Source organism: Clostridium sp. 1001270J_160509_D11 (assembly GCF_015667935.1).
In the GTDB taxonomy this organism is placed as follows: domain Bacteria; phylum Bacillota; class Clostridia; order Peptostreptococcales; family Peptostreptococcaceae; genus Intestinibacter.
Map to the genome: position 1 here is coordinate 1 of NZ_JADPET010000057.1, position 16,774 is coordinate 16,774.

Consider the following 16,774-nt stretch of genomic DNA (forward strand, 5'->3'; position numbering starts at 1 on the left):
CTTTTTCTCAAAGATGAAAAATTTAAATATAATTAAGGAAATTTATATTATAATAATATATTAATGGGGGGAATTACAATGAAAGATAAAATAAAAATAGTTTTAGCTGATGATAATAAAGATTTTTGCCAAGTATTGAAAGAATATCTGTCTAATGAAAATGATATAGAAATTTTGGGAATAGCAAAAGATGGAGTAGAAGCTTTAGAATTAGTTAAGGCAAAACAGCCAGATTTATTAGTATTAGACGTAATAATGCCACATTTAGACGGATTAGGCGTTATAGAAAAACTAAATACTATGAATTTAGATAAAATGCCAAAAATAATAGTACTATCAGCAGTAGGACAAGACAAAATAACACAAACAGCTATTAACTTAGGTGCTGATTATTACATAGTAAAACCATTTGACTTTGTGGTATTTATAAACAGAATAAGAGAATTAGTTTTAAATAAACCTGTAGTATCTCAAGCTAAAGCATCTAAAGCTGTTACTGAACTGCAAATGAGCAGAACAAATGAATATCAACAACCGGGTGCAGGAAATATAGAAGCAGAAATAACTAACATAATACACGAAATAGGAGTACCAGCTCATATTAAAGGATATTTATATTTAAGAGAAGCTATAAAAATGGTTATAGACAATGTTGAATTATTAGGAGCTGTTACAAAAGAGTTATATCCAAGTATAGCTAAAGAATTTAACACAACTCCAAGTAGAGTTGAAAGAGCTATAAGACATGCTATAGAGGTTGCATGGAGTAGAGGAAAGGTTGATACTATAAATCAATTATTTGGATATACTGTACATACAACTAAAGGAAAACCTACAAATTCAGAATTTATAGCTATGATTGCAGATAAATTAAGATTAGAGCATAGTATAGTTAAGTAAGAAAAAAGCCTTCTAGATATATAGAAGGCTTTTTTAAGGCTTAATTTAATAAAAATAAATTAGATATTTTTACAAACTTTTAGAAACATAACGATTAGTTTTTTATACATTGTAAATAAATATTGAATATTTGACAATATTTGATAAAATTAATAGGGGAAAATACACATATAAAACTTACATATTCTTAAAATAATAGATATGTATATTTCAAAATGTAGTAATATGTTAAAATTTATATTAGAATAAGTGAAGTACAAAGTGTTGATAGACTATAACATATTTAATTTTGCAAGTATTAAATACAAATTTACTTGTTTTATTAGGTAGTTAACGGGCTCTTTCGCCAAAATATTTATTTTGAGTGAAAATAATGGTATAATATTTTAAGATTTAAAAATTTACGGAGGTTAATGAAATGAGAGTCGAAGCCCCAATTAAGGTAGACAGAAAGACAAAAAAGCTTGCAAAAAGACTTTCTGCTGGAGAAATTGCTGTTATAAATCATATAGACATAGATGAAGTCGCAGCAAACTCTTTAGTTGAACGTAAGATAAAACTTGTTATTAATGCAGCTCCTTCAATAAGTGGTAGATATCCTAATAAGGGACCAAAAATACTTATAGATAATAATATTCTGATTATAGATAATGTAGGAGAAAATGTATTTGAAGAATTAAAAGAAGGACAAGTTATAGAAGTAAACAACGGACAAATCTATAGAGATGGTCAATTTATAGGCTCAGGCGAAGTTATGGACAAATCTGTTGTTGAAAAAAGAACACAAATTGCATATGAAAATATGTCGGTAGAATTAGATAGATTTATAGATAATACTATAGAATATGCAAAGCGTGAGAAAGGATTTATATTAGGAGAAACTGAAATTCCTAAAATGACTACAAACTACAAAGATAGACATGTTTTAGTAGTTGTAAGAGGACAAGACTATAAAGAAGATTTAGCTACAATTAAATCATATATAGAAGAAATGAAGCCTATACTTGTAGGGGTTGATGGTGGTGCAGATGCACTTCTTGAATGCGGATACAACCCAGATGTAATCGTAGGTGATATGGATAGTGTTACGGATGAAGCTCTAAAAAAAGCTAAAGAAATAGTAGTTCATGCATATGTAGACGGTAGAGCACCAGGACTAAAAAGAGTACAAGACTTAGGTTTAGATGCTGTAGTTTTCCCAGCGCCGGGAACAAGTGAGGATATTGCTATGCTTACTGCATATGAATATGGTGCAGAATTAATCGTAGCATTAGGATCACATTCTAATATGATAGACTTCTTAGAAAAAGGAAGAAAAGGAATGGCTTCTACATTCTTAGTTAGATTAAAAATAGGAGCAAAACTTATAGATGCAAAAGGAGTCAATTTACTTTATAAGAGTAAACTAAAAATGAAATATATATGGGCCTTAGTAATAACAGCTATATTCCCTGTTATAATAATTGCTTATTTATCTCCAACTGTACAACAACTTATTAAATTACTACAATTAAAAATGAAACTAAACATGTAAAATAGGAGGACTAAATATGAATATAAATATGAAATACTACATCGTAACTATAGGCTCTATATTTTTAGCATTAGGTATAGGAATTATAGTAGGTTTCAATTTAAATTACGACCAAGAATTAAGTAAACAACAAAGTGAGGTTTTATCAGAATTTGAAGATAGATTTGACTCTTTAAATCAAGAAAAAGCAGATTTAAATACTCAAATTGAAGATTTAACTAAAGAACAAGAAAAATTAACATCTTATATATCGCAAAATTATAATCTTTTAATTACAAATGCATTAACAGATAGAAATACTGGAATAATAATTACTAATGAGAAAAATGATTATAGTGAAGAAATAGAAAACTTAATAAAAGATGCAGATGGTCATTTAGCATTTAATATAGTAGTAAGAGATACTATAGAAGATGAAAAAAAATTAAAAACTTTATCAAATGATATAGATAAAGAAATAAAAACATCTCAAGATTGTATAAACTATATAATGGACTGTTTAAATGGTGATAATGCACAAAAAGATTTAGAAAAATTACAAGAATTAGAGTTAATAGAAATCAAATCTTTAAGCGATGATTATGCTTCATACGATTCTGCAATTTTAGTAGGAGAAAATGAAGACGAAAACATGCAAAAAACATTTGAAGTAAAAGAAAAAAATATTATATCTAAATTAAAATCAGAGAAAAAATATTTAGTAGCTGTTCAAAGAGAAGCTAGCAACTCAAAATTTTTAAAATTATGCTCAGATTCAAAAATATCAACTATAGATAATATCGATTCTGAAATCGGAAAAATATCTTTAAGTATGTTAATAAAAGATGAAAGCATCGTAGGAAACTATGGAACAGGAGAAAATGTTACTGATTTAATGCCATTTTCAAAATAATAAAACTTACAAAAGTTATTAAGGAGATGTAAGATGAGCTATATAAGTATAATAATACCAGCTTATAACGAAGAAAATAAAATAAAAGATACTCTAGAAAGTATAAAAGATATTAAAGAAATAGACGAAATTATAGTAGTAGATGATGGCTCTAGTGATAAGACATCAGAAGTTGCAAAAAGTGTAGAAAGTCAAAAGATAAATGTAATAACACAAAGCAAAAATAGAGGTAAAGGATATGCTTTAAATAATGGTCTAAGAGAAGCCATGAAAAGAGCAGATATAATAGGATTTTTAGATGGAGACTTAGGAAATACTGCAAGTGAAGTTGAAAAACTAATAATACCTATTATAAATAATGAGTGCGATGTTACTATAGCTAAATTCCCTCCAGCTAAGAAAAAGGGAGGTCTAGGATTTGTAAAAAATCTAGCGAAAAACTCTGTCTATGAAATGACAGGAGTGGAGCTTACTTCAACTTTATCAGGTCAAAGAATATTCAAAAAAGAAGTTCTTGAAATATTTGATGAAATACCATTTGGATATGGTGTAGAAGTAGGTATGACAATAGACATATTAAAACACAATTTCAAAATAAAAGAGATATTAGTAAATATGACTCACTCAGAGACAGGAAGAGACTTAAAAGGATTTATCCACAGAGGTAAACAATTCTATCACATTAAAAAAGTTGTAAGACAAAAGAAAAAAGAGTGGAGGTAGTTTTATGACACAATATATTTTTCATGCAATACTATTTGTGTTAGGTTTTTTAGGAACATATTTTATGATACCTCTTTTTAAAAGTATGTTACTTAACTCAAATGTAATTAGACCTAATTATAAAAATGAAATGATCCCTGTTGGAATGGGTATAGTATTTTTACCTATGATGATAATAAACAGTATAATATTAGGATATATAACTATGAATACAATATGGGCTGTAGGTAGTACAAGTTATTTAAATATGAATACAGTATGGCTTTTATGTTTAGCATTATATATATTCTCTATGGTATGTATGTTCTTTGCAGGTGCATTAGACGACTTAATTGGAAACAGAAGTGTAAGTGGATTAAAAGGTCACTTTAAAAGTTTATTAAAAGGTGAACTTACTACTGGTGGATTTAAAGCTTTATTTGGAGGATTTGTAGGATTAGTTGTTTCTGTATGTATTTCAAATGATATAGTAGATATAATTGTAAATACATTAATCATAGCACTTTCTACAAACTTAATGAATTTATTTGATTTAAGACCGGGAAGAGCTATAAAAGCATATTTAGTAATAATGATACCTATATATATAACATTAACAGGATATATAAAAGCATTACCACTTCTTATATTTCCAAACGTATTAGCATACTTTAATACTGATTTAAAAGCTAGAGGTATGATGGGAGATACAGGTTCAAATGTTTTAGGAATATCAATAGGTGTTTTAATGGCATTTGGATATGGAATAAAAGTTAGAGTTGCATGGTTAGTATTTTTAGTGCTTATGCATTTAATTACTGAAAAATTCTCTCTTACAAAAATTATAGAAAAAAATAAAGTATTAAAATTCATAGATGACTTGGGAAGGTAATAATATGATTAGTAAAAAAGTGGGGATTGTTGAATCTATAAAAAGTAGTGACGATGATTTACAAGATATAAGAGTAAGTATTGATGGACAAATTCAAAGAGCATACAATTATCCTAAAATGACTGGAAAAGTAAATGAAGGCGATAAAGTTATTTTAAATACGACAGCTGTAGAGCTTAGCTTAGGTACAGGTGGATATCACTTTGTAATAAGCAATTTAAATAATATGGAGTCAGATTTAGACGCAAATGGACATATTATGAAACTTAGATATACACCTTATCAAATAGTTGTAGATAGTGTAGAAGACCACGAAAGTAAGTATCACGATCTTATAAATGATTTTGAAAGCTTAGACGACTTACCTGTCGTTGTAGGAACATTACATAGTATGCTTACACCTTTTGTAGCTTCATACAAAAGAAATAATCCAGACAAGAAAATCGCATATATAATGACTGATGGTGCTGCCTTACCACTTTATTTAAGTATGAATGTAAAAAATTTAAAACAAAAAGGCTTAATAAATTCCACTATAACAATTGGAAATGCGTTTGGTGGAGATTATGAGTGTATAAATATATATACTGCTCTTATAACAGCAAAAGAAATCGCAAAAGCTGATGTAGTATTTGTAAGTATGGGTCCTGGTATTGCAGGAACAGGTACTAAATACGGATTTACAGGAATAGAGCAAGGACAGATACTAGATGCTGTAAAAAAACTAGGTGGAAGACCTATAGCTATTCCTAGAATAAGTTTTGCAGATAAAAGAGATAGACATCAAGGGATATCACACCATAGTATAACTGTATTTGATAAAATTGTTAATGTAGATGTAAATATACCTATAACAATTTATGAAGATGAAAAGTTAAATAAAATTAAGGCACAGATAAAAGAAAATAAATTAGACGAAAAACACAACATAGTATTCGTAGAAAATAACAAATGCAAAGAAGATTTAGAGCACTTTGGATTAAAAGTTAAGAGTATGGGAAGAAATTATGATGAAGATAGTGAGTTTTTCGATTCTGCAAGTAGTGCTGCATATTATTTAATGGAGGTATGCCATGATTGAGAAAGAAAATACTGTAAGTAGTGACTTGATATATACAGGCAAAACTGTTAGTTTGAGAGTAGATACAGTTGAAGTGCCTAATAAAGGATATCAAAAAAGAGAAATAGTTGAGCATAACGGTGTTGTAGCAGTAATAGCTATAACAGAAGATAACAAAATTATTTTAGTAAAACAGTATAGAAAATCAATTGAAGATGTAGTTTTAGAAATTCCAGGTGGCAAGTTGGAGTTAAATGAAAATCCGAGAGAATGTGCCATAAGAGAATTTAGAAAAAAGACAGGATATGATGCAGAGAGTTTTAAATTAATACACAAGTTTTATCCTTCAGTAGGTTTTTCAAATCAAATGATATTTATATATCTAGCTAAAAAACTTGAAAAACTTGAAGATAAGCAAGAAGAGCAACAAATAGAAATAAAAGAAATAGACTTTGATGAAGTATATAAAATGGTTTTAAATAATGAAATAGTAGATGGAAAGACAACTTTAGGTATACTGCTATCAAAAGATTTAATTAAATAAATATAAAAGGAATAACCTCCTCTAAGTTAACATAATATTTTATGTAAAGATAGAGGAGGTTTTTAAATTGAGGAAAAAAGATTTTTACAAGAGAAACAAAAGCTTAATAATTATAAGTATAATTTTTATTATATTTGTAATAGTTGGATCATGTCTAAACAAAATGGATAGTAGTAACTTAGATAATATATCAAACCAGATAGGAAAAATAAGTTCTTACTATGACGGAAATATAAACAAAAAAGATTTTATTTTTACAAACATAAAAGAATATATAAGATATTTAGGGTTGATAGGTTTAGGGACTTTATTTTTCTTTACATATCCAGTTGCTATTATTGTGTTTATAGTAAAAGCTATGTCTATAGGCTATACTATAAATACAAGTATTATACTTTTGGGATTTAGCAGTTTTAAGATGTGTATTATTGTATTTTTAAAAAATATTGTTATAGTACCTATGTCGATAATTTTAATCGAACTATCGATAGGATACATAAAAAGTGTTTATAAACAGTTGAAAAAGAATAGACAAGATAGTATAGTATCTTTAGGAAAAGAGTTTGTATTAAATTTAATAATTATTATGTGTGCTTCTATTATATTACAATCAATACTAAATATAATAAGTATTAGCATAATACAATTCCTAGCAAGATAAAGGAGTTAAAAATGAAGGTTTTAAAAGAGTATTTAGATTATATAGAAAAAACTAAAAAATTATCAAAAAATACAGTAGCATCTTATAATAGAGATTTAAAAAAATATATAGAGTATTTAAACAGCAAAGAGATAAATATTTTAGATGTAGTTGAAAATGATATAATAAGTTATTTGATTGAACTTGAAAAAGAAAATATATCAGTTTCATCAATTTCTAGAATGATATCTTCAATAAAATCATATCACGATTATTTATTTTTTAATGGACTGGCTAAAAATGACCCAGCAAAAAACATCAAAAAACCTAAAGTAAAAAGAGAAGAAGTAGAAATTCTTACAGAAGAAGAAGTAGATAAGCTTTTAAAATTTGAAGATTTATCAACACCAAAAAAAATAAGAGATAAGGCTATATTTGAAGTTTTATATGGGACAGGGATTAAAGTTTCAGAACTTATTGATATGAATTTAGAAGATATAGATTTGGATATAGACTATATATACTGTGGAAGCTCCAAAAATCAAAGAGTTATACCTCTGTGTGAAGCTACTAAATTTTATTTATTAAAATATATAAATGAGTCTAGAGATTTATTGACATATCCAGAAGAAAAAGCATTATTTGTAAATGCACAAGGACAGAGATTTACAAGACAAGGACTTTGGAAATTAATTAAAAAATATGCAAAAGAAGCAGACATAAATAAAAATATAAATCCTACGACGCTTAGACACTCTTTTGCAATACATTTATTAAATGGTGGTGCAAATGTAGCTGTTGTAAGCAAAATATTAGGGAATTCTAATTTATCAAGCTTACAGCTGTATTTAAAATATATAGATAAAAATCTAAGAAAAGAAATCAAGGAAAAACATCCACGCGAAAACGACATAAATTTTAAATAGTAAAAACCTCTATAATCTCATAGAGGTTTTTTTATTCTAAGGAAATTATACATTATATGGTTTGTGGATAATGTATAATTTCTAACCTATTAACTAAAGCAACGGAATCTTTGATTCGTTGGCGATATGAGCGAAGCGAATTTTTTATTTATTAAAATTAAAATCTATGTTTATAATATGTTAAATTTGGAAATACTATAGAAAAATATTTGTCTAAGTATTTTGTAATAAGTATTTTATTGTTGAAATATTGCTAACTAAGTTTTATAATAAAGAAGATACAAATATATCAAGGAGAAAAAATATGAAATTAAGTAAAAAGAGGGTTATCATATTGGTATCTTCCGTTATTTTATTAGTACTTATAGGAGCACTATTTGTAGCTTATGAAGGCGGACCTTATGATAAAAATAACGGGAAAGACATAGTAGTTGATATTCCTATGGGTTCAACTGTTAGTAGTGTGGCTGATATTCTTAAAGAAAACAACCTGATAAAAAACGAAGTTCTATTTAAATTAAACTTTAAAATGAAAAATAACGCTTCACATATGAAATCAGGAAAATACTTATTAAGTCAAAAATTATCTAATTCTGATATTATAGAAAAATTAGTTTCAGGTGAAATATATCGAGATGGTATTAAAGTTACTATACCAGAAGGATCTACATCAAATGAGATAATAGCATTATTAGTAAAAAATGAATTAGGCAAAAAAGAAGACTTTGAAAAATTAGTATCAAATCCAAGTGAATTTTATAGTGATTTTGAGTTTTTAGATCAAAAAGATATAAAAAGTTTAGAAGGATTTTTATATCCAAGTACGTATTATTTTGATAAAGATGCAAAACCTAAAGATATAATAAAAGAAATGCTTAGTCTATTTGATAAAAGCTATACTGATAAATTAAAGAAAAAACAAAAAGAAAGAAATATGACTCTTCAAGAAGTTGTAAATTTAGCATCTATAGTCGAAAAAGAAGCAGTAATAGATGAAGATAGACCTATTATAGCTAGTGTATTTTATAACAGACTAGAAATAGGAATGCCTCTTCAATCAGATGCGACACTTCAGTATATCTTTGAGACAAGAAAGAAGAGTATAACATATAATGATTTAAAAATAGATTCTCCATATAATACTTATATTAAAAAAGGATTACCACCGACACCTATTGCAAATCCAAGTATAAAATCAATAGAAGCAGTACTTGAGCCATCAAATACTGATTATTTATACTTTGTAGCTAGCATAGATGGAGGCAATGTTTATAGTAAAACATATGAAGAACACAAAACAAATGTAAACAAATACAGAAAAGACAGAGATGAAAGAAATAAAGCATTAGAAGAAGCATCTAAAGAAAATAATTAATAATAAAAGTTTTGTATGGATTATATCTTAAATTGGGTATAATCCATATTAATGTTTAATAGAAATCGAGGAGTGAAAATTTTGAGTAATATAGTAAATAATGTCGTTGAAGATTATATAAGAGAGACTTTAAAAGACACAGAAGGACTTTTAAAAGAATTAGAAATATATGCAGAGGAAAATAGTGTACCAATAGTACACAAAGAAGTGGCAGATTTATTAAAAGTACTTTTAAAAATGCAAAAACCAAAGAGAATTTTAGAAGTTGGATGTGCAATAGGGTATTCTTCTATATTATTTGCAACAACATGCGGAGAAGATTCTGACATAACAACATGTGAAAGAAATCCAGTTATGATTGAAAAAGCTAAAGAAAACATAAAAAGAGCTGGATTTGAAAATAATATAACAATACTTGAAGGTGATGCAGTTGAGCAGCTTCAAAATGTAGAAGGTGAATTTGATATGATCTTCTTAGATGCTGCTAAAGGCCAATATAAATTATTCTACGATTTAGTAATAGATAAACTAAAAGTAGGTGGAGTATTAATATCAGATAATATCTTATATAAAGGTATGATTGCTAGCGACGATTTAGTAGTTAGAAGAAAGAAAACTATAGTAAAAAGAATGAGAGATTATCTAGATTATATCTGTAATTGTGATTATCTAACGACTTCACTTTTACCAATGGGAGACGGAGTTGCTATAAGTTATAAAGACAGTAAAAGAGGAGAGAATAAAGATGCATAAAATGGAGCTTACTTGCTATGCAGGAAGTTTAGAATGTTTAAAAGCAGCACTTGAAAGTGGTGCAGATAGCGTATATGTAGGAGGAGAATCTTTCGGAAGAGATACTTTATCAGATGACTTTTCAAGAGAAGATTTAATAGAAGGTATTAAGTTTGCTCATGAAAACAACAAAAAAGTATATGTAACAATTAATTTACTTCCACATAATAAAGATTTTAAAGAGTTCGAAGCGTATTTAAAAACTTTAGACGAATTAAATGTAGATGCTGTTATAGTTTCAGAAGCTGGTACTTTAATAACAGTAAAACAAATTTTACCGGAAATGAAAATACATTTAAGCAATGTTTCAAATGTATACAATTACGAAACAGCTAATTTCTGGCACGAACAAGGTGTTGATAGAGTTGTAATCTCAAGAGAGTTATCTATAAAAGAAATGGAAACAATGAGATTAAATACACCTGAAAGTCTAGAATTAGAAGCATATGTTCATGGACCAGTAATAATGTCTTATTCAGGAAGAAAGCTAATAACAAGTTATTTAGAAAGCAAAGGAAAAGACAACTATTCTTCTAAGAAAAAATATAATTTAACAGAAGAAAAGAGACAAGGTCAATATTCTCCTGTTTATGAAGATGAAGCAGGAACAATATTCTTTGCAAGTAGAGATTTATGTATGATTGAATATCTAGATAAATTTATAAGAGCAGGAGTGAGTACTTTAACTATTGAAGCAAGACTTAATGATGAAAAGTATGTAAGAGAAGTTGTGCCAGTTTATAGAAAGGCAATAGATGACTTCTACAATAATAACTTCGAGTACAACTGTACTGAAGATATGTTAGAAACATTAAAAAATGCTACTCCTAGAAAGCATACAACAGGATTCTATTTAGATGAAACAATAGATTACGATTAATAAAAATATAGTAGGTTTTAATTAAAATTTACAAATTATAGAAATATAAAAATAAAAGTATGGACCCCTTAATTATTGTCAAAAATGACAAATAATTAAGGGGTGATTTTATGTCTAGAAAAATAAATAATATCAATAGAATTCTAGCAAAACGAATTAAAAATGGTTTTTATATATTTTTAATAATATTTTTAGCATTAATTATTAGACTATCATATTTAAGCATTTATAAATACGAATCTTATAGCAGTAAGATAGAAACTCAAAGTACACAAAAGGTAAATTTAAATTCTGGAAGAGGGATTATTTACGACAGAAACAATAATCCTCTGACAGATACAAATAGGACACAAGTGATAATAATGCCTAAAAGTGTTATTACAGATAATTATAAAAATATAAACACAATCAAAACAGTTACAGGTTTAGATGAAAATGATATCTTCAAAGCAGTACAAGATCAAATTGACAGTGAATTAATAGAAATAGAAGTAGGAAAATTAAGTACAAGTCAAATAAATAAATTAGAAAAAATAAATATAATTGTAGAACAAAAAACTAATAGATATAAAGACGACAACCTACTATCTCATACAATAGGATACATAAATAAAACCGATAGAAATGGAGTAAGCGGTATAGAAAAGAATATGAACTCAGAGCTTAAAAATTCCAACGAAAAATACATATCAGTTTTTAAGGCAGGAGATTTAGGCAAAAAAAGCGGGCTTAAAATAATTGAAGGTAGTATATCTAAAGTTACAAATAACAATAAAAATTTAAAACTTACAATAGACTCTAATATACAATCTCAGGTAGAAAAAATAGTAGATAAAGAAGAAAATCCTACAGCAGTAGTAATTTCAGACGTTAAAACAGGAGAAATACTTGCAATGTCATCGAGACCAAACTTTAATCAAAATAAAATAGAAGATTCAATAGACAAAACAGATGGCCAATTGCAAAACAGAGTAATATCAGCAACTTATCCACCAGGTTCTGTATTTAAAATGGTTGTATTGTTTGCTGCATTAGAAAATAAAGTAATAACAAACAGCACATATTACTACAACTGTACGGGAAGTGAGCAAATAAACAGCAAAGAAAAATTAAATTGCAATAATTTATCTGGACATGGAATACAAACCCTAGCAGAAGTATTTGCAAACTCATGTAATACTGCATTTTATGATATAGCAAAAAAAGTAGGAAAAGATGAAATTTATAAAGCGATTGAAAAACTTCATTTAAATGAAAAAATAGATATTGGATTAGATGAAGAAGTCGAGCCTAATATACCAGATAATATCTCATTGAGTAATTTGTCTATAGGTCAAGGCTCACTAGGTTTTACTCCACTACAAATAAATCAAATGACACAAATTATAGCTAATAATGGTCTTTATAAGCCATTATATATATACGATAGTATAGTTGATGACTCCATGAACGAAATAAAAAAATTATCTACATCTAAGAAGGAAGAATTGATATCACCTTATACATCAACACAAATTAAACAATTTATGATAGGCGTTTCACAAACAGGAACAGCTAAATCACTAAGTGATTTAAAAGGTGGATGTGGTGTTAAAACAGGGACAGCACAAAGCAGCGTAAACCATACAAAGGTATCGCATGGATGGATAACAGGCTTTTATCCAAAGGATAATCCTAAATATGCAATAACAGTCTTAGTTGAAGGTACAGAAAAAAACAGCAAGTCTGCAATACCTATTTTTAAAGACATATGCAATAGTATAAAATAATAAAAATATATATAGTGATTTAATATGTAAGTCAATGTTATAAAAATTTTACTTTATAAAATAAAATTTTTACATCGAAAACGGAAACTTCTGAATCAATAAATCATATAATTTAAAATGACAGTTGATTAAGGGGGTGGCGCCTTGACTACTATTAAATCATTTGAAAAACCATTAACCCCTGAAGAAGAAGTATATTATTTAAATTTATTAAAAAATGAGAATAATAAAGAAGCTAAGGAAGTTTTAGTTGAAAGAAATATGAGATTAGTAGCTCATATTTCTAAAAAATATAATAATTCTAGTGAAGAGTTAGATGATTTGATATCCATAGGGACTATAGGTCTTATTAAAGCAATAGATACATTTAATGTAGACAAAGGAATAAGGCTTGCTACTTATGCTTCAAAATGTATAGAGAATGAAATTTTAATGAATATAAGAAGTAATAAAAAAAACAAGATGCAGGTATCATTACAAGATCCAATAGGAGTAGACAAAGAAGGAAATGCAATAAGTTTAATAGATATATTAGGAACTGACGTAGATTATATAGTAGATAAAGTAGAACTAAAAATGAAAATAAGTAAACTTTATGAAAAGATAGAACAAATTTTAACTGAAAGAGAAAATGAAATAATCAAACTAAGATACGGACTTACACCGCATGGCTATAAGACACAAAGAGAAATAGCTCAAAAATTAAATATATCTAGATCTTATGTATCTAGAATTGAAAAAAAAGCATTGAAAAAATTGAAAAAAGAATTAAAAATAGAAAAAAGCCTTATTTAAGGCTTTTTTTGTCGCACATTATTTATACTTACAGTTCATAAAATGACAAATTATTTATATTTAATATGCTAATATTAAGTATACAAACAAAGTACAACAGTAAACGCTGAAGTATATTGGAAAAAATTATTTTTTAATTAAGATTTACGTAAATATGTTTAAGTTTATGTAATATATTAAATGATAAATGGGGGATAGATTATGAACACATCAGATAAAATTTTATTATTAAATAATATTAATTTTGTAATAACTACTACTATAATTATAATGTCTGTATTTATTTATTATTTAAAAAGAGAATTACATTACATATGCTTTGCAATGGTATATTTTATCGAGTCAATATTATTTATAAATCTAGCTGTAAATGGTCTATTTAATAATTATGGTATTAGTTTAGGATATTTATTTGTAATAAAAATACTATGTCTCGTAATTAATAGAAATTCTTTAGAGTCAAATAGCTTTAAGAAGATTTTATTGATAGTAATAAACTCGACTGGATTATTTTTGATAAGCTATAGTACTATGATTAGTTTAGTTTTAGATATAGCAGTAAACTTAATAACTTTGTATATATATGGATACAAGATTTTTGCAAAGGTAAATAACGAATTCTCATATATTAAAGTAAAAGCAAAGATGAATGAAGGATATATACAGAGCTTAATTAAAGAGATACAAAGCGAAGTTGATAATAATGATAAATTAGATAAAAAAGAAGAACAATTAAATAATATATTTGACATTTCTTTATCAAAATGCAAATTTCCAATATTAATTTTAGAAAATAATATCGTAAAGTACACAAATAATAAATTTAATAAACTATTCAAAGAAAGAGATTTTGATAAATTACATGTAGAAAGTTTTTTTAGAAAAAGCTTTTATAACCCAAAAGAAATTATTGATACTATAAACTCACAAGAAAGAGTTTTAGATATGAATATAAACTCAATCAAAGGACAAGCCTACTTATTAAATGCAGTAGAACTAATAAACCAAAACAAAAAATTCAAGGTTGTTCAGTTTTGTAATTTAAAAAGCACTTATAAAGAAAAAGAAAAAATAACATTTAATGAAAATAGCTATAAAAAACTAATTGAAGTTATGGATGATGGCATTCTTATTATTAATAAAGATAAGATTGACTATATAAGCAGTAAAGTAAAAGACATATTAAGCATAAAAGATAAGATATATTCAATAGAAGATTTACTACCGTATATATCGATTGTGGAAAGAGATAAATTTATAAAAAATATCTCATCAAATAAACTCAATAAAGAAAATAGTATATGGTATACAAAAACTTATAAAAATAAAAGTTTAAAAGTATCACAGAGCTTATTAAATATTGATAATAAAGAATTAAAATTAATAATATTTTCTGATATAACACAAAGTCAACAACTCATGGAGGATATAGAAGAAAGAGAGACAATATACAGAGTATTATTAGAAACACTTCCAGATGGTATTGTCATAATGGACAAAACTACTCAAAAATATATTTATAAAAATAAATATATGATAGAGCAATTTAAAAAAATAGGGATAGATAAATTTAATAATATTGTAGATGAATATCTGCATTCAGTTGATTTTGATAATGAAAAAATAATTAATTTAAATAAAAAAGAAAATGCATCCATAGTTATAACAGATATAAAAAGTGAAAATGTATATATTATTGTTTTTAAAATTTTAGAAAATAATCAAAAGATACAAGATATAAGAGAAAGATTGAAAAAAACACAGCAAACTGAAGAATTTAAAACACAATTTTGCATAGATGTAGTCGATAAAATAGAAAATCCAGTCGATAATATGTTATATGAAAACACAATTATGAAAAAGAATGTGAACTCTCAAATAATAAAAAACCATGTTGATTTAGTAAGAAAAAATTTATATAGATTAAAAAAAGTTTTGGATAATATAAATGACATAATGGATATAGAAAATCTTTCATACGATTTGAATTATGTTGTATTTGATGTTGTCAAATTGCTAAAAGATATATCGATACTATCTAAATACTATATAGACAGAAAATATCTAAATTTAGAATTAGAATTTAGTGATGATGAAATATTAGTTTATCTAGATAGTGTAAAATTACAAAAGATTATATTAAATATCTTATCTAATGCGATAAAATTTACTGATAAAAGTGGAAAAATAAAAATATCAGTAGAGAAAAAAATAGATTTTATAGTAATTAGCATAAAAGATAGTGGAATTGGTATACCAAAAGACCAAATGAATTTTATATTTGAAAATTTTGAACAAATAGATAGAGGTCTATCTAGATTGGCAGAAGGTATGGGTATGGGGCTTTATTTAGTAAAGCAGCTAGCTGAAATACAAGATCTCTATTTAAATGTAGATAGTGAGTTAAATAAAGGCAGTGAATTTAAAATATTAATAAGAAATACAGAAAATTCTTTCTTAAAAAATAAATATAAAAAAGATATCTGTATAAAAAAAGAATTTGTAGATATACAATTTGCAGATATATACCCAGCATAAATATATGTAACTATATATTGTTCATAGCTGAAATAGGGAGGGAGAAATATGGTGATTCATTGTATAAAAATATTTACTATTGCTATATGCATATGTTGTTTGATTATAAATAGATTTACTTTAGTTAAAAAAAATAAAAAAGTAATAAAGTTTAGGATGATACTTCTTACTACATTTCTTATATTACAGATAACTAGCATTTTATTCAAATATTTTAAAATCAACAAAGATATAGTCGATATATACAGCAGCATAGTTGTATTTTTTATAATAATAAATTATTTTAAGAAACAACAATTTATCAAAAAACAAATAATAGGAGTTTATATATTTTTTATTTTAGTTGATTTGATTTTGAGAGTACAACAAAGAAGTTTATATATGAATAACTTATTAGATATGGTAATTTTAGTTTTAGTATTTAGTAAAAGTGCAAAACTATATTATAAAAATGTATATGTAACACCTGGCCAGTTACCAACATGTTGTTTTGAGCCGGTTATATCGTTGAATAATGTTGTTTTACCGCAGTTTG

15 protein-coding genes and 1 pseudogene are annotated in these 16,774 nt (G+C 26.3%); all 16 read left to right on the top strand.

Going from position 1 to position 16,774, the window contains the following annotated elements; genetic code table 11:
• Positions 1 to 78: 78 nt before the first annotated feature.
• Positions 79 to 900 (top strand): sporulation transcription factor Spo0A, encoded by an 822-nt coding sequence (spo0A, locus tag I4U58_RS07030; protein ID WP_243269578.1) that lies wholly within the window; start codon positions 79 to 81, stop codon positions 898 to 900.
• A gap of 418 nt (positions 901 to 1,318) precedes the next feature.
• Positions 1,319 to 2,434 (top strand): putative cytokinetic ring protein SteA, encoded by a 1,116-nt coding sequence (steA, locus tag I4U58_RS07035; RefSeq protein ID WP_195930383.1) that lies wholly within the window; start codon positions 1,319 to 1,321, stop codon positions 2,432 to 2,434.
• 16 nt (positions 2,435 to 2,450) lie between these two features.
• Complete coding sequence (locus tag I4U58_RS07040; RefSeq protein ID WP_195930385.1) at positions 2,451 to 3,326, top strand: copper transporter; 876 nt, start codon at positions 2,451 to 2,453, stop codon at positions 3,324 to 3,326.
• A 33-nt stretch (positions 3,327 to 3,359) separates the two neighbouring features.
• Positions 3,360 to 4,049, top strand: a complete 690-nt coding sequence (locus I4U58_RS07045) for a glycosyltransferase family 2 protein (RefSeq protein ID WP_195930387.1) — start codon at positions 3,360 to 3,362, stop codon at positions 4,047 to 4,049.
• Positions 4,050 to 4,053: 4 nt separating this feature from the next.
• Complete coding sequence (locus tag I4U58_RS07050) at positions 4,054 to 4,920, top strand: glycosyl transferase (RefSeq protein WP_195930389.1); 867 nt, start codon at positions 4,054 to 4,056, stop codon at positions 4,918 to 4,920.
• Positions 4,921 to 4,924: 4 nt separating this feature from the next.
• Positions 4,925 to 6,001 carry a DUF3866 family protein gene (locus tag I4U58_RS07055; RefSeq protein ID WP_195930391.1) on the top strand — a complete coding sequence of 359 codons (1,077 nt, stop codon included), beginning with the start codon at positions 4,925 to 4,927 and terminating at the stop codon, positions 5,999 to 6,001.
• Positions 5,994 to 6,524: an NUDIX hydrolase gene (locus I4U58_RS07060; RefSeq protein WP_195930393.1), complete on the top strand. Its 531-nt coding sequence runs from the start codon at positions 5,994 to 5,996 to the stop codon at positions 6,522 to 6,524. Before I4U58_RS07055 ends, I4U58_RS07060 begins: the two co-directional genes overlap by 8 nt.
• A gap of 67 nt (positions 6,525 to 6,591) precedes the next feature.
• Positions 6,592 to 7,185, top strand: a complete 594-nt coding sequence (locus I4U58_RS07065; protein WP_195930396.1) for a hypothetical protein — start codon at positions 6,592 to 6,594, stop codon at positions 7,183 to 7,185.
• An 11-nt stretch (positions 7,186 to 7,196) separates the two neighbouring features.
• Positions 7,197 to 8,090 (top strand): tyrosine-type recombinase/integrase, encoded by an 894-nt coding sequence (locus I4U58_RS07070; protein WP_195930406.1) that lies wholly within the window; start codon positions 7,197 to 7,199, stop codon positions 8,088 to 8,090.
• 304 nt (positions 8,091 to 8,394) lie between these two features.
• On the top strand, positions 8,395 to 9,465 hold the full coding sequence (gene mltG / locus I4U58_RS07075) for an endolytic transglycosylase MltG (protein WP_195930408.1): 1,071 nt from the start codon (positions 8,395 to 8,397) through the stop codon (positions 9,463 to 9,465).
• Between the two features lie 81 nt (positions 9,466 to 9,546).
• On the top strand, positions 9,547 to 10,218 hold the full coding sequence (locus tag I4U58_RS07080; protein WP_195930410.1) for an O-methyltransferase: 672 nt from the start codon (positions 9,547 to 9,549) through the stop codon (positions 10,216 to 10,218).
• Positions 10,211 to 11,137 carry a peptidase U32 family protein gene (locus I4U58_RS07085; RefSeq protein ID WP_195930412.1) on the top strand — a complete coding sequence of 309 codons (927 nt, stop codon included), beginning with the start codon at positions 10,211 to 10,213 and terminating at the stop codon, positions 11,135 to 11,137. The genes I4U58_RS07080 and I4U58_RS07085 overlap by 8 nt, the downstream gene beginning before the upstream one ends.
• 110 nt (positions 11,138 to 11,247) lie before the next feature.
• Positions 11,248 to 12,906 (top strand): penicillin-binding protein 2, encoded by a 1,659-nt coding sequence (locus I4U58_RS07090; RefSeq protein ID WP_195930414.1) that lies wholly within the window; start codon positions 11,248 to 11,250, stop codon positions 12,904 to 12,906.
• A gap of 144 nt (positions 12,907 to 13,050) precedes the next feature.
• Positions 13,051 to 13,701, top strand: a complete 651-nt coding sequence (sigK, locus tag I4U58_RS07095; RefSeq protein ID WP_195930416.1) for an RNA polymerase sporulation sigma factor SigK — start codon at positions 13,051 to 13,053, stop codon at positions 13,699 to 13,701.
• 201 nt (positions 13,702 to 13,902) lie between these two features.
• Positions 13,903 to 16,239, top strand: coding sequence for a sensor histidine kinase (locus I4U58_RS07100; RefSeq protein WP_195930418.1), 2,337 nt, complete (start codon positions 13,903 to 13,905; stop codon positions 16,237 to 16,239).
• A gap of 48 nt (positions 16,240 to 16,287) precedes the next feature.
• Positions 16,288 to 16,774: pseudogene (locus I4U58_RS14115) on the top strand (hypothetical protein); the annotation flags it as partial.

Excerpts from the sequence above, each read along its gene's own strand:
- I4U58_RS07055 (WP_195930391.1), top strand. The coding sequence starts at position 4,925 with ATGATTAGTAAAAAAGTGGGGATTGTTGAATCTATAAAAAGTAGTGAC.
- spo0A (WP_243269578.1), top strand. The coding sequence starts at position 79 with ATGAAAGATAAAATAAAAATAGTTTTAGCTGATGATAATAAAGATTTT.
- I4U58_RS07100 (WP_195930418.1), top strand. The coding sequence starts at position 13,903 with ATGAACACATCAGATAAAATTTTATTATTAAATAATATTAATTTTGTA.
- I4U58_RS07040 (WP_195930385.1), top strand. The coding sequence starts at position 2,451 with ATGAATATAAATATGAAATACTACATCGTAACTATAGGCTCTATATTT.
- I4U58_RS07070 (WP_195930406.1), top strand. The coding sequence starts at position 7,197 with ATGAAGGTTTTAAAAGAGTATTTAGATTATATAGAAAAAACTAAAAAA.
- I4U58_RS07060 (WP_195930393.1), top strand. The coding sequence starts at position 5,994 with ATGATTGAGAAAGAAAATACTGTAAGTAGTGACTTGATATATACAGGC.
- I4U58_RS07090 (WP_195930414.1), top strand. The coding sequence starts at position 11,248 with ATGTCTAGAAAAATAAATAATATCAATAGAATTCTAGCAAAACGAATT.
- mltG (WP_195930408.1), top strand. The coding sequence starts at position 8,395 with ATGAAATTAAGTAAAAAGAGGGTTATCATATTGGTATCTTCCGTTATT.
- I4U58_RS07085 (WP_195930412.1), top strand. The coding sequence starts at position 10,211 with ATGCATAAAATGGAGCTTACTTGCTATGCAGGAAGTTTAGAATGTTTA.
- I4U58_RS07050 (WP_195930389.1), top strand. The coding sequence starts at position 4,054 with ATGACACAATATATTTTTCATGCAATACTATTTGTGTTAGGTTTTTTA.
- steA (WP_195930383.1), top strand. The coding sequence starts at position 1,319 with ATGAGAGTCGAAGCCCCAATTAAGGTAGACAGAAAGACAAAAAAGCTT.
- I4U58_RS07045 (WP_195930387.1), top strand. The coding sequence starts at position 3,360 with ATGAGCTATATAAGTATAATAATACCAGCTTATAACGAAGAAAATAAA.